We start from the raw sequence: 13,893 nt of genomic DNA on the forward strand, positions 1-13,893 counted from the left end.
GCACCCGTGCGACTGTCGTTTAAGAATTGTCAGATCGTAAATAATCGATGATAAAAACCCGGTGATTCGATTCGATTCTTTGAAGATGCCTCGAATATTGCCTGCTTTTTAGGCATTTCGGCCGATTTTCCACCTCGCCGCGCCGGCCGTGATCGCGTGCCCGGCGCGACATCCGGGCGGGCATCAGGCATTTTGTTTCAGCGCGAATCGTCAAGCCGGGCTCGCCAATCGTCAATTCGTCGAGGTGAGGAAAGGTGAAATCGGCGAGCCTGGGCGCGGCCTGCGTTTTTGAAAACCGTCGGCGGCCGGATCGGGATCCTGCCGATAAAGCCGCTCGCCTGCTGTGTCGATTTGTCGTTTTCCTGTACGGATTTTGTATAAAACGCGAATCGGCCATGCCGGGCGCGCGAGGCGCGTCCGGCACCCCGTCCTCAGGCCAGCGTGGCGGCGAACGCCTCGAGCTGGGTGATCACCGTGTTCCAGCCGTCGAAGAAACCGAGCTGCTCGTGCCGCTCGCGCGCCGCCTCGTCCAGGTGCATGACGTGGGCCGTGTAGCGGCAGCCAGCGGGATCGTCTTCCATGTCGATCACGGCCGTGAAGCCGAGCCACGGCTTGGCGGGTCGCCAGCCCGCCGTCAGCAGCGAGCTGAACACCAGGCGCGCCTGCGGCACCACCTCGAGGAAGCTGCCGGGATTGTCGCTCACGCCGCCGTCGGGGCCGCGCATGGTGGTATGGAAGGCGCCGCCGGGGCGCAGCTCGAAGGCGACCACCTCGGTGGTCCAGGGTGTCGGGCACCACCACTGCGCGAGCAGCGCGGGTTCGCTCCAGGCCCGCCACAAGGCCGCGCGCGGCGCGCGCAGCACCCGGCTGATGACGAGGTCGCGGGAATCAATCGGTGCGGCGGCGGGCTTTGACATGGGCTTGCTCCTCCTGGTGTAGTCGTTCGACGAAGGCCACCATCCGGTCCGAGCGCGCCTCCCACATCGCGCGCTGCTCGGCCAGCCACTGCTCGGCCTGGGCGAGCCGCGCCGGCACCAGCTCGCAGCGGCGCGTGCGGCCGCTCTTGCTGCTGCGCACCAGCCCCGAGCGCTCCAGCACCCCGAGGTGCTTCATGAACGAGGGCAAGGCCATCTCGAAGGGCTCGGCCAGCACCGAAACCGTCTGCGCGCCGTCCGCCAGCGCGCGCACGATCGATCGCGCAGCGCGTGGGGTCCGCCAACGTCTGGAACAGCTCGCTGATCGAAGCCGGCCGCGAGGCGGGAACGGAAGCCGAGTGAGATGCCGAATAGTTAGCCATTCGGCTAAAAATAGGCAATCGATATCGAAACGAAAGGCCGCCGGCGAAAAATAAATGCCGCCGGGGCCAGGAGCCCGGGCGGCATGTCGGCAGGACCGGCCGAAGCCGGCCCATGTCGCGTGTTCAGCGGCGGCGCATCAGGAAGGTGAAGATCTTGTCGTGCACCGACGATTCGACGATTTCGTTACCGGTCTGCTTGGCGAACGCGGCGAAATCGCGTTGCGAACCGGGATCGGTCGCGAGGACCTTGAGAACCTGGCCGCTCTCCATGTCGGCGAGCGCCTTTTTCGCGCGCAGGATCGGCAGCGGGCAGTTGAGCCCGCGCGCATCCACTTCCTTGTGAACTTCCATCGGCTTTCGACCTTCGAGTGACGCGCCGGCAAGGCGCGGAGTGAAGGCGAGATTTTACCGCAGGCGGCCCGCTCGCGTGGGCAGCCATGAGCGGCGCAGGCCGCGCCGGCCAACCCGCCGCGACACCCCGCTCCGCCATGCGTCCGCCCGACGCCCGCTCCTACAGCTCGACGGCCCGCCCCGTGTGCAGCGCCTCGCGCATCGCACGGCCGATGCGGGTGGCCTCCAGCGCGTCGGCCAGCGTCGCGCCGCCCGACTCACCCAGCCCGCGCACCGCGTCGACGAAGGCCTGCGCCTCCACCAGGAAGGCCGCCTCGAACCGGTCGAAGAAGGTCGGCGTGCAGGTATTGCGGATCCCGCTCGCGTCATAGATCTCGACACGATTGGCGCGCGGGTTGCGGCCGATGCTCAGCGCGCCGGCCGTGCCGATCACCTCCGAATGCGAGTCGTTGCCGTGCGCCATGGTGCGCGAGGCATAGAACATCGCCAGCGCGCCGCCCTCGAACTCGCAGATCGCCACGCCGTTGTCGACGTCGCCGCACTCGCTCAAGCCCGGGTGCAGCGCGATGGTGCCGGCCGCGAACACGCGCGTGGCGCGCGGCTTGCCGAGCAGCCAGCGCGCCACGTCAATGTCGTGCACCGAGCAGTCGAGGAAGATGCCGCCCGAGCTCGGCGCGAAACGCACGAAGAAGCCGTCCGGATCGTTCTGGTCGGTGGTCTGCGAGCGCACCAGGAAGGGCCGGCCGATGCCGCCTTCGGCCACCCGCTCGAAGGCCTCGCGATAGCTCGGGTCGAAGCGGCGCATGAAGCCGATGGTCGCCTGCAGCTGCGGACGCGCGTTCGCCTCGGCGATCACGCGCTCGCATTCGGCGATGTCGAGCGACAGTGGCTTCTCGCAGAACACGTGCTTGCCGGCGCGCAGCGCGGCGATGATCTGCTGCGCATGCAGCGACGAGGGCGTGACGAGCCACAGCGCGTCGAGCGCCGGATCGGCCACCAGCGCCTCGAAGTCCTCGTACAGGCGCGGCACGCCGAGCGTGTCGCGGGCCCAGGCCAACTCCTCGCCCAGCGGGCTGCAGGCGGCCGCCAGCTCGGCGCCGGCCACCCGGCGCGCGAGATTCTCCGCGTGGCGGCGGCCCAGCCGGCCGAGCCCCGCGATACCGATCCGGACCTTGGCCGGGGAAGTCTGCTCAGGCATCGCCGTCTCCTCAGGCCACCGCTTCGCCGAGCCGCACCGCGCGGCCCTCGCGCCAGGAGCGCGTGGCGGCCTCGGCCAGCTCCAGCGCCTTCACGCCGTCGGCGATGGTGGTGCGCACCGGCTCGCCGCGCGTCACGGCCGCGAAGAAATGCGCGATCTCGCGCGCGTAGGCGATGCGGTAGCGCTCCAGGAAAAAGGCTTCCGGCAGGTCGCTCGACACGGACTTGGCACTGTAGGCGGTCACCTCGGTGGGCCGCACGTTGCCGGCCTGCAGCATGCCGGCGCTGCCGAGCAGCTCGAAGCGCTGGTCGTAGCCGTAGGCGGCGCGCCGCGAGGTGTTGATCTGGCAGAGCCGGCCCGCCTTGGTGCGGATCGTCACGGCGGTCGCATCGACGTCGCCGGCCTCGGCGATGGCCGGGTCGGTCAGGCAACTGCCGGTGGCATGCAGGGTGTCGGCCTCGTCGTCGAGGATCCAGCGGAAGATGTCGAAATCGTGGATCAGCATGTCCTTGAAGATGCCGCCCGAACGCTGGATATAGCTGACCGGCGGCGCGCCCGGATCGCGGCTGGTCACCACCAGCATCTCGGGGGTGCCCACCTCGCCCGCCTCGATGCGCGCCTTGACGGCCTCGAAGGTGGGATCGAAGCGGCGCTGGAAACCGATCATGCAGACCACGCCGGCCTTCGCCACCGCCTGCTCGCAGGCTCGCGCGCGCGCCAGCGCGAGATCGACCGGCTTCTCGCAGAACACGTGCTTGCCCGCCGCGGCCGAGCGCTCGATCAGGTCGGCATGCGTGTCGGTGCTCGAGCAGATCACGCTCGCGCCGATCGCCGCATCGCCCAGGGCTCCTTCCACGTCGGCGACCCGCGCGCCGTGCTCGGCGGCCAGCGCCGCGGCGGCGCCCGCGTCGACGTCGATCACGTACTTCAGGCGCACGCCCGGCTGGCGCGCGAGATTCGCCGCATGAATGCGGCCGATGCGCCCGGCGCCGAACACCGCGACGTCGATCGTCGGAACTGCTTCAGTCATCGTATCCTCCAGTGTCCTTCACTTCTTCCACGTTCAATTCGAGCCGGTACGCGAGCGCGATGAACAGCGCCTGGCACAGGCAGATGGTGCTGGTCAGCGAGCGGAACGCGAACGCGCTCCCCTCCTTGACCAGCAGATGCGCGCTCGCCTCGCGGACCAGCGGCGAGAGCCGGCTGTCCGTGATCACGAGCGTGCTCGCATGGTTGTGACGCGCCGCGCGCAGGCAGTACTGGGTCTCCTTGCCGTAGGGCGCGAAGCTGATCGCGACCACCACGTCCCCCTTCCTCACGCTGCGGATCTGCTCGCGGTACATGCCGCCCAGCCCCGACACCAGGTGCACGCGCTTGGCCGTGTGCTGCAGCGCATAGACGATGTAGCTGGCCACCGGGAACGAGCGGCGCACGCCGATCACGTAGATGTTGTCGGCGCGCTCCAGCATCGAGACCGCCGCGTCGAACTGCGCGTCGTCGAGCCCGGCCGCCAGCTCGTCGAGCCCGGCGCGCGAGGCGTCGATGAACTGGTGCGCCATGGCCGGCACCGACAGCGCGCCGCCGACGCCCTTGTCGTCGATCAGGCTGCGGATGCGCTGCTGGTAGCTCTGCACGCTCGGGTTCTGTCCCGTGTAGGCGTCGCGGAACACCGCCTGCAGATCGGAGAAGCCCGAGAAGCCGAAACGCTGCGCGAAGCGCACCACCGCCGAGGGATGCACGCCGCAACGCTCGGCGATGTCGCTGGTGCGATCCATCATCACGCTCGAGCGGTTCTCGTCGATGTACGAGGCAATGCTCTTGAGCTGCCGCGGCAGCGTGTCGAAAGCCTCGGTGATGCGCTGCAGCAGCGCCTCGACCGGCATGTCGGGTTGCGATGTCTCGTCCATGGTGTGCGGCCCGTGCGCCGCCAGCGCGGCAAGCGCGCGGCGCCGGACTCGATGCTGATGTCGTGAGCCGAGTATAGGCAGTCACCCGTCGAAATGGAACAAATTTTCCATTTCCAACGTAAATAAAATTTTCTTTGCAATCGCCTGCGAGTTGACCTAATCTTGCTCGTGAACGGCAACGTTCGACCCATAACAGAACCGACACAGGTGGAGACATGAGACTTTGCAATGGCAAGGCCGGCTTTCGCACGCACGGAATCAAGGCGGGTCTTCGGGGCGTGGTCGCGGCGCTGGCCGTCGCGGCCGGGCTGGGCGCCGCCGCGCTGCCCGCGCAGGCGGCCGATGGCCGATTCGTGCTGATCAGCCACGCACCCGATTCCGATTCCTGGTGGAACACCATCAAGAACGCGATCAAGCAGGCGGACGAGGATTTCAACGTCACGACCGACTACCGCAATCCCCCCAACGGCGACATCGCCGACATGTCGCGCCTGATCGAACAGGCCGCGGCCCGTGACTACGACGGCGTGATCACCACCATCGCCGACTTCGACGTGCTGAAGAACTCGATCGGCAAGGTCACCGCCAAGAAGATCCCGCTGGTCACCATCAATTCCGGCACCGAGGAACAGAGCGCCCAGCTCGGCGCGATCATGCACGTCGGCCAGCCCGAGTACGTGGCGGGCCAGGCGGCCGGCGAGAAGGCCAAGGCCGCCGGCGTGAAGTCCTTCCTGTGCGTGAACCACCTGGCCACCAACCCGGTGTCCTTCGAGCGCTGCCGCGGCTTCGCCGACGCGATCGGCGCCGACATGAAGTCCTCCACCATCGACGCCGGCACCGACCCGACCGAGATCCAGTCGAAGGTCAGCGCCTACCTGCGCAACCATCCCAAGACCCAGGCCGTGCTGACGCTCGGCCCGGTGCCGGCCGCCGCCACGCTCAAGGCGCTGCAGCAGATGGGCCTGTCGGGCAAGGTCTACTTCGCGACCTTCGATTTCTCCGACGATATCGCCAAGGCGATCCGCGCCGGCACGATCCAGTTCGCGATCGACCAGCAGCCCTACCTGCAGGGCTACATCCCGGTGGCCGTGCTGGCGATCGTGAAGAAGGACAAGACCACCGACCCGGTGAAGATCCGCCAGATCCTCGAGGCCAACCCGAAATTCCAGGCGCGCCTGGCCACCTACGGGCTGCAGCCCTCCTACGGCCCGAAGAACATCCGCTCGGGCCCGGGTTTCATCACCAAGGACAACCTCGACAAGGTCGTGAAGTACGCAGGCCAGTACCGCTAAAAGCAGCACAGGGCATCGTTCACCGCGCGGCGCGAGGCCGCGCCTGTTCACCGGCGCCGCGGGCTGGCCCCGCGCGCCGGGCATCAAGGAGACATCATGGGTGTAGCCGGCAAGCATCTGACAGCGCAGTCCCAGCAAACCCCGCCGCCCGGCACGCGCGCCGACGAACGGCTGCGCGGCGAGGCCTGGTTCTCGCGCTTTCTCAACCGCCCCGAATTCGCCGCGATTTCCGGCACCGTGCTGGTGTTCGCGATCTTCGCGATCGGCGCGGGCGGCTCGGGCATGTTCAACCTCGACGGGATCATGAACTGGTCGCAGGTGGCGGCCTATCTCGGCATCCTCGCGGTGGGCGCCTGCCTGCTGATGGTGGCCGGCGAGTTCGATCTCTCGATCGGTTCGATGATCGGCTTCGCCGGCATGATGGTGGCGATCCCGACCGCGTATTTCCACTGGCCGATCTGGGCCGCGGTGATCTTCGCCTTCGCCGGCTCGATGGCGCTCGGCGCGCTCAACGGCTACCTGGTGATGCGCACCAGGCTGCCCTCCTTCATCGTCACGCTGGCCTTCATGTTCATCCTGCGCGGCCTCACGCTCGCGCTCTCGGTGATGTTCGCCGACCGCACCATCATCTCGGGCCTGGGCGACTACGCCCAGGCCGACCCGGTCACCCACCTGCTGTTCCAGGGCGTGGCCTTCCACGGCCTGTTCCGCTGGCTGGCCCATGCCGGCATCGGCGGCGTGCTCGACAACGGCGACCCGCTGGTGCCCGGCATCCCCAAGGTGATCCTCTGGTGGCTGGCGGTCACCGCGATCGGCGCCTTCGTGCTGGCCAAGACGCGCTGGGGCAACTGGATCCTGGCGGTGGGCGGCGACGCCAACGCGGCCAAGAACGTCGGCGTGCCGGTGCGCCGCGTGAAGATCCTGCTGTTCGTGCTGACCGCGTTCTGCGCCTGCCTGTTCGCCGTGCTGCAGGTGGCCGACATCGGCTCGGCCGCGGCCGACCGCGGGCTGCAGAAGGAATTCGAGGCGATCATCGCCGCGGTGATCGGCGGCACCCTGCTCACGGGCGGCTACGGCTCGGTGGTGGGCGCCGCGTTCGGCGCGCTGATCTTCGGCGTGGTGCAGATCGGCATCACCTACACCAACATCAGCTCCGACTGGTTCCGCGTGTTCCTCGGCGTGATGCTGCTGATCGCCGTGCTGTTCAACCACTACGTGCGCCGTCGCGTGGCGCAATCCTGAGGAGCCGAACCATGTCCACGCCCTCCACGCACGACACGATTCTCGAACTCGACAACGTCAGCAAGTTCTTCGGCAAGGTGATCGCGCTGTCCGGCATCAACCTGAAGCTGCGGCGCGGCGAGGTGCATTGCCTGCTCGGCGACAACGGCGCCGGCAAGTCCACCCTGATCAAGACCCTGGCCGGCGTGCACTCGCCCTCCGAGGGCCGCTACCTGGTCGACGGCCAGCCGGTCAGCTTCGAGTCGCCCAAGGACGCGCTCGACCTGGGCATCGCCACCGTCTACCAGGATCTCGCCCTGGTGCCGCTGCTCTCGGTGGCGCGCAATTTCTTCATGGGCCGCGAGCCGAAGAAGAAGCTGTTCGGCTTCATCAACGTGATGGACCTCGACACCAGCGCCGAGATCGCCCGCGCCAAGCTCGCCGAGATGGGCATCAACGTGCGCGACGCGCACCAGCCGATCGGCACCATGTCGGGTGGCGAGCGCCAGTGCCTGGCGATCGCCCGCGCGATCCACTTCGGCGCGCGCGTGCTGATCCTCGACGAGCCCACCGCCGCGCTCGGCGTCAAGCAGAGCTTCAACGTGCTCAAGCTGATCCACACCGCGCGCGCCAAGGGCATCTCGGTGATCTTCATCACCCACAACGTCCACCACGCCTACCCGATCGGCGATTCGTTCACGCTGCTCAACCGCGGCCGCTCGCTCGGCACCTTCACCAAGGACACCATCAGCAAGGACGAGGTGCTGGACATGATGGCGGGCGGCGCCGAAATGCAGAAGATGGTCGCCGAACTCGACGGCGCCGTGATCTAACCAGGAACCGATATGGCTCACTCCCCCCTTCCCTTCGCGCCGAACCGCCCGCTCGACGTGATCTGCATCGGCCGCGTCGCGGTCGACCTGTACGCGGAGCAGATCGGCGCCCGTCTCGAGGACGCGACCAGCTTCGCCAAATACCTGGGCGGCTCGTCCGGCAACATCGCCTTCGGCGCCGCGCGCCTGGGCCTGAAATCCGCCATGCTGGCGCGCGTCGGCAACGACCACATGGGCCGTTTCGTGCGCGACACGCTGGAGCGCGAGGGCTGCGACACCCGCCAGTTGCTGACCGACCCGGAGCGGCTCACCGCCCTGGTGCTGCTCGGCCTGAAGGACCGCGATACCTTCCCGCTGGTGTTCTACCGAGAGAACTGCGCCGACATGGCGATCGACGAGGGTGACATCGACGAGGACTTCATCGCCTCCTCGAAGGCGCTGCTGATCACCGGCACACACTTCTCGACCGACAAGGTCAACCGCGCCAGCCGCCGCGCGCTCGACTACGCGCGCCGCCACCAGGTGCGCACCGTGCTCGACATCGACTATCGCCCGGTGCTGTGGGGGCTGACCGGCAAGGCCGACGGCGAGACCCGCTTCATCGCCAACGAGGGCGTGACCGCGCATCTGCAACGGATCCTGCCGCTGTTCGACCTGGTGATCGGCACCGAGGAGGAATTCCGCATCGCCGGCGGCAAGGACAACCTGCTCGACGCGCTGGAGATGGTGCGTCGCGTGAGCAGCGCGACCCTGGTGGTCAAGCGCGGCCCGCTCGGCTGCTCGATCGTCGAGTCCGCCGTGCCGAAGTCGCTCGATGCGCTCAAGCTGGTGGGCGGCGTCGAGGTCGAGGTGCTCAACGTGCTGGGCGCGGGCGATGCCTTCGCCTCCGGCTTCCTCTCGCAATGGCTGCGCGGCGGCACGCTGGAGGCGGCCGCGCGCGCGGCCAACGCCTGCGGCGCGCTGGTGGTGTCGCGCCACGGCTGCTCGCCGGCCATGCCCACGCCGGCCGAGCTGAGCTACTTCCTGCAGGAAGCCGCGCGCGACCCGCAGCGCATGCGCCGCCCCGATCTCGATGCGACGCTGGCGCGCCTGCATCGCGTCACGCCGCCGCGCAAGCAGTGGGAGCAGGTGCTCGGCTTCGCCTTCGATCACCGCAACCAGTTCTTCGAGCTGGCGCAGCAGGCCGGCGCGCCGCTGGAACGGATTCCGCGATTGAAGCGCCTGTTCGTCGAGGCGGTCGCGCAGACCGAATCGCAACTGGGCCTGCAAGGCCAGATCGGCGTGCTGATCGACGACCGCTACGGCCAGGACGCGCTCAACGACGCCACCGGCCGCGGCTGGTGGGTGGGCCGCCCGACCGAGCTGCCCGGCTCGCTGCCGCTCGAGTTCGACCATGGCCGCTCGATCGGCACCACGCTCGAGACCTGGCCGGCCGAGCACGTCGCCAAGTGCCTGGTGCGCTACCACCCCGACGAGGCGCTGGAAACCCGGCTCGAGCAGGAAACCCAGCTGCGCACGCTCTACGACGCGGTGCAGGCCAGCGGCCACGAACTGCTGCTGGAGGTGATCCCGCCGCATCGCGCCGACCTGCCCGAGGGCCCCGACGTGGTCTATCGCGCGCTCAAGCGCCTCTACAACCTCGGCATCTACCCGGAATGGTGGAAGCTCGAACCGCTGGACGCCGAGCAGTGGCGCGCGGTCGACCAACTGATCGCCGAGCGCGACCCGCATTGCCGCGGCGTGGTGCTGCTGGGCCTGTCCGCGCCGGTCGAGCAGTTGATCGGCGGGTTCGCCGCCGCGGCCGCCTCGAACAGCTGCCGCGGCTTCACGGTCGGACGCACCATCTTCTGGGAGCCGAGCCGCGCCTGGCTGGCCGGCGAACTCGACGATGCCGGCGTGATCGCCCGCGTGCGCGAGATCTTCGAGACCCTGATCGGCGCCTGGCGCGGCGCGCGCGCCGGCGAGGTCGCGGCCCGCCGCGTCGCCTAGGAGAGCCGACCATGAACCATAGAGCGATCGAATCCGCCGCGCCCTGGCCGGGCGAGGCCACCGCCGAGGCGACCGGCACCGTGCGCCTGACCGCGGCCCAGGCCCTGGTGCGCTACCTGGCCGCCCAGCAGGTGGCCGCCGAGGACGGCAGCGGCCGCACCGAGCCGCTGTTCGGCGGGGTGTTCGCGATCTTCGGCCACGGCAACGTGGCCGGGCTCGGCGAGGCCCTGTACCAGGCGCGCGAGGTGCTGCCCACCTACCGCGCCCACAACGAGCAGGCGATGGCGCACAGCGCGATCGCCTATGCGAAGGCGCATTTTCGCCGCCGCATGATGGCCGTCACCAGCTCGATCGGCCCGGGTGCCACCAACCTGGTGACCGCCGCCGCGCTGGCCCATGTGAACCGCCTGCCGGTGCTGCTGCTGCCCGGCGACATCTTCGTCTCGCGCGCGCCCGATCCGGTGCTGCAGCAGGTCGAGGATTTCCACGACGGCGGGATCTCCGCCAACGACGCGCTCAAGCCCGTGTCGCGCTATTTCGACCGGATCGTGCACCCGGCGCAACTGCTCAACGCCCTGCCGCGCGCGCTGCGCGTGCTGACCGACGCGGCGCTGTGCGGCCCCGTCACGCTGGCGCTGCCGCAGGACGTGCAGGCCATGGCTCATGACTACCCGCTGTCGTTCTTCGCGCCGCGCGTGGTCTCCTTCCATGCCCCGGCGCCGGTCGAGACCGAGCTGGCCGCCGCGCTCGCGGTGCTGCGCGAGGCACGCCGGCCGCTGCTGGTGGCCGGCGGCGGCGCGCTCTACAGCGCGGGCGGCAGCGCCGCGCTGCGCGCCTTCGCGGACCGTCACGGCATCCCCGTGGCCGAGACGCAGGCCGGCAAGAGCAGCCTGCCCTGGAACCACCCGCTCAACGCCGGCGCGCTCGGCGTGACCGGCTCGCCTGCCGCCAACGCGCTGGCCGCCGACGCCGATTGCGTGATCGCCGTCGGCACGCGCCTGCAGGACTTCACCACCGGCTCGAACACGCTGTTCGCGAATGCCGCCGTGATCGGCATCAACGCCAATGCCTTCGACGCGCTCAAGCATCGCGCGCTGGCCGTGGAGGCCGATGCGCGGCTCGCCCTCGATGCGCTCGACGCACGCCTGGCCGGCTGGCGGGCCGAGGACGGCTGGACCACGCGCGCGCAGTCGCTGGCCGCGGCCTGGCGCGACACGGTGCAGACGCTGACCAACGCGCCCGCCCAGTCCGGCACCCTGCCCTACGACGCCGACGTGATCGGCGCCGTGCAACGCAACCTGGAGGCCTCGGCCGCCGGCGACATCGCGGTGTGCGCGGCCGGCACGCTGCCCGCCGAGCTGCACAAGCTGTGGCGCGCGGCGGTGCCGGGCGGCTACCACGTCGAATACGGCTATTCGTGCATGGGCTACGAGATCGCCGGCGGCCTGGGCGCCAAGCTGGCACGGCCCGAGCGCGAGGTGATCGTGTTCGTCGGCGACGGCAGCTACCTGATGATGAACAGCGAGCTGGCCACCTCGGTGATGCTGGGCGCCAAGCTGATCGTGGTGGTGCTCGACAACCGCGGCTACGGCTGCATCAACCGCCTGCAGCAGGCCTGCGGCGGCGCGCCCTTCAACAACATGATCGAGGACTGCGTGCAGGGGCCGCTCGGCGCGCCCGAGATCGACTTCGCCGCGCATGCGCGCGCGCTGGGCGCGCTGGCCGAGCACGTCGACGACGTCGCCGCGCTGGACGCCGCGCTCGAACGCGCGCGCGCCGCCGATCGCAGCTACCTGATCTGCATCGACACCGATGCCACCCGCACCACCGCCGAGGGCGGCTGGTGGTGGGAGGTGGCGGTGCCCGAGGTGTCCTCGCGCCCGGCCGTGCGCGAGGCGCGCGCGAGCTACGAACGGCAACTGGCCGAGCGCGCCGGCAAGCCCGAACCCCATACTCCGGAAGCATCGACATGAGCGACTACCCGATCCGCATCGGCATCAACCCGCTGTCCTGGATGAACGACGACCTGCCCTCGCTGGGCGGCGAAACCCCGCTGTCGGTCGCGCTGACCGAAGGCCGGCAGATCGGCTACGAGGGCTTCGAGCTCGGCAACAAGTTCCCGCGCGAGCCGCAGGCGCTCAAGGCGCTGCTGGCCGAGTACCAGCTGGCGCTGGTCTCGGGCTGGTACTCGGGGCGGCTGGCCGAGCGCGGCGCGCAGGAAGAGATCGACGCGGTGGGCCCGCATCTCGAACTGCTGGCGAAGAACGGCGCGACGGTGATGGTCTACGGCGAGGTGGCCGCCTCGATCCAGGGCTCGGCCGAGGTGCCGCTCTACCAGCGCCCGCGCTTCGTCAGCGAGGCGCAATGGGAGCAGTACGCGCGGCGGCTCGACGAGTTCGCGCGCTTCACGCTCAGCCACGGCGTGCGCACCGCCTATCACCACCACATGGGCGCCTATGTCGAGGCGCCGGCCGACATCGACCGCCTGATGGCCGCCACCAGCGAGGCCGTCGGCCTGCTGTTCGACACCGGCCACGTCACCTTCGGCGGCGGCGATCCGCTCGCCGTGCTCGACAAGCACATCGGCCGCGTCTGCCACGTCCACTGCAAGGACGTGCGCCCCGAGGTGATCCGGCTCGCGCGCAACCGCAACTGGAGCTTCCTGCAATCGGTGATCAACGGCGCCTTCACGGTGCCCGGCGACGGCGCGGTGGATTTCCCGGCCGTCATCGAGCGGCTCAAGCGTCATGGTTATCGCGGCTGGTTCGTGGTCGAGGCCGAGCAGGACCCGGTGATCGCGCCGAGCTACGCCTATGCCGAGAAGGGCTACCGCACGCTGCGCGCGCTGGTGGACGCCCCGCTCGAACCCGCTCGCAAGGAGGCCGCGTGATGAGCACCGCCAAGCCCGGACATTCGCAGGACCTGCTGGTCAAGGCCGCCGCCAGCGGCCGCTCGATCGCCACCGTCACGCCGGAATCGGCGCGCTGGAACCACGTGGGCTTCGCCGCCTATCGGCTCAAGGCCGGCGAATCGCTGGCGCTGCACGAGGCCGCGCGCGAGACCTGCATCGTGGTGATGGCGGGCCGCGTCGACATCGTCGATGCCGACGGCACGCGCTGGGACGCGCTGGGCTCGCGCGACAGCGTGTTCGAGGACAGCGCGCCCGCCGCGCTCTACCTGCCGCCCGACCGGCGCGTGACGGTCACCGCCACGCGCGATACCGAGCTGGGCGTGGCCAGCGCGCCGGGCACCGGCCGCTTCCCGCCGCGCCGCATCGAGCCGGGCGAGATGAAGCGCTCGGTGCGCGGCACCGGCGCGAACACGCGCTACGTCTGCGACATCCTCCCCCAGACCGAGCCGGCCGAATCGCTGCTGGTGGTCGAGGTGCGCACGCCCTCGGGACACTCGTCGAGCTACCCGCCGCACAAGCACGATACCGACAACGTGCCGGTCGAGAGCTTCCTGGAGGAGACCTACTACCATCGCGTGAACCCGCCGCAGGGTTTCGTGTTCCAGCGCGTCTATACCGACGAGCGCGACATCGACCAGTCGATGGCCGTGTCGGACCACGACGTGGTGATGGTGCCGCGTGGTTATCACCCGGTGGTGGTGCCTTATGGCTACGATTCCTACTACCTGAACGTGATGGCCGGGCCGACCCGCGTCTGGCACTTCAAGAACGATCCCGAGCACGACTGGATCGCCAAGCGCGACGCGGCGGCAGCGGCGGCCAAGGCGGGCTGAGGCGTCGCGGCGGCAACGTCGAAGGTGCAGCGCGGCGGCGGACGATGAAGCGGCAAGCAAG

General features: G+C 69.3%; 12 protein-coding genes and 1 pseudogene. 7 read left to right on the forward strand and 6 right to left on the reverse strand.

The window, feature by feature from the left end; all coding sequences use genetic code 11:
• Nucleotides 1-431 precede the first annotated feature (431 nt).
• The 6 genes and pseudogenes from FB600_RS18800 to FB600_RS18825 form a co-directional block, all read right to left on the reverse strand.
• Nucleotides 432-917: an SRPBCC family protein gene (locus tag FB600_RS18800; RefSeq protein ID WP_098154168.1), complete on the reverse strand. Its 486-nt coding sequence runs from the start codon at nt 915-917 to the stop codon at nt 432-434.
• A pseudogene (locus FB600_RS18805) lies at nt 889-1,297 on the reverse strand (ArsR/SmtB family transcription factor). Before FB600_RS18805 ends, FB600_RS18800 begins: the two are co-directional and overlap by 29 nt.
• A gap of 123 nt (nt 1,298-1,420) precedes the next feature.
• Entirely contained in the window at nt 1,421-1,648 is a 228-nt protein-coding gene (locus FB600_RS18810) for a sulfurtransferase TusA family protein (protein WP_013697719.1), read from the reverse strand.
• A 160-nt stretch (nt 1,649-1,808) separates the two neighbouring features.
• Nucleotides 1,809-2,846 carry a Gfo/Idh/MocA family oxidoreductase gene (locus tag FB600_RS18815; protein WP_105821251.1) on the reverse strand — a complete coding sequence of 346 codons (1,038 nt, stop codon included), beginning with the start codon at nt 2,844-2,846 and terminating at the stop codon, nt 1,809-1,811.
• Nucleotides 2,847-2,856: 10 nt separating this feature from the next.
• Nucleotides 2,857-3,876 (reverse strand): inositol 2-dehydrogenase, encoded by a 1,020-nt coding sequence (iolG, locus tag FB600_RS18820; protein ID WP_096749186.1) that lies wholly within the window; start codon nt 3,874-3,876, stop codon nt 2,857-2,859.
• Complete coding sequence (locus tag FB600_RS18825) at nt 3,869-4,753, reverse strand: MurR/RpiR family transcriptional regulator (protein ID WP_096749187.1); 885 nt, start codon at nt 4,751-4,753, stop codon at nt 3,869-3,871. Before FB600_RS18825 ends, iolG begins: the two co-directional genes overlap by 8 nt.
• A 215-nt stretch (nt 4,754-4,968) precedes the next feature.
• Here FB600_RS18825 and FB600_RS18830 point away from each other — a divergent pair, with 215 nt between their 5' ends.
• From FB600_RS18830 to iolB, 7 genes are all read left to right on the forward strand, one after another.
• On the forward strand, nt 4,969-6,045 hold the full coding sequence (locus tag FB600_RS18830) for a sugar ABC transporter substrate-binding protein (protein ID WP_145757187.1): 1,077 nt from the start codon (nt 4,969-4,971) through the stop codon (nt 6,043-6,045).
• A 96-nt stretch (nt 6,046-6,141) separates the two neighbouring features.
• Nucleotides 6,142-7,287 carry an ABC transporter permease gene (locus FB600_RS18835; protein ID WP_096749188.1) on the forward strand — a complete coding sequence of 382 codons (1,146 nt, stop codon included), beginning with the start codon at nt 6,142-6,144 and terminating at the stop codon, nt 7,285-7,287.
• A gap of 11 nt (nt 7,288-7,298) precedes the next feature.
• Nucleotides 7,299-8,099: an ATP-binding cassette domain-containing protein gene (locus tag FB600_RS18840; RefSeq protein ID WP_025101598.1), complete on the forward strand. Its 801-nt coding sequence runs from the start codon at nt 7,299-7,301 to the stop codon at nt 8,097-8,099.
• A 12-nt stretch (nt 8,100-8,111) separates the two neighbouring features.
• Nucleotides 8,112-10,088: a bifunctional 5-dehydro-2-deoxygluconokinase/5-dehydro-2-deoxyphosphogluconate aldolase gene (iolC, locus tag FB600_RS18845; protein ID WP_145757186.1), complete on the forward strand. Its 1,977-nt coding sequence runs from the start codon at nt 8,112-8,114 to the stop codon at nt 10,086-10,088.
• A gap of 11 nt (nt 10,089-10,099) precedes the next feature.
• The gene (gene iolD / locus FB600_RS18850) at nt 10,100-12,061 is read left to right on the forward strand and encodes a 3D-(3,5/4)-trihydroxycyclohexane-1,2-dione acylhydrolase (decyclizing) (RefSeq protein WP_244119840.1); all 1,962 of its coding nucleotides are present in this window, start codon (nt 10,100-10,102) and stop codon (nt 12,059-12,061) included.
• A complete protein-coding gene (iolE, locus tag FB600_RS18855; protein ID WP_017921576.1) occupies nt 12,058-12,978 on the forward strand; it encodes a myo-inosose-2 dehydratase in 921 nt (306 codons plus the stop codon). Before iolD ends, iolE begins: the two co-directional genes overlap by 4 nt.
• Complete coding sequence (gene iolB, locus FB600_RS18860) at nt 12,978-13,832, forward strand: 5-deoxy-glucuronate isomerase (protein ID WP_047837238.1); 855 nt, start codon at nt 12,978-12,980, stop codon at nt 13,830-13,832. Before iolE ends, iolB begins: the two co-directional genes overlap by 1 nt.
• Nucleotides 13,833-13,893 lie beyond the last annotated feature (61 nt).

The organism is Burkholderia sp. SJZ089, from assembly GCF_007828315.1.
GTDB lineage: Bacteria > Pseudomonadota > Gammaproteobacteria > Burkholderiales > Burkholderiaceae > Burkholderia > Burkholderia gladioli.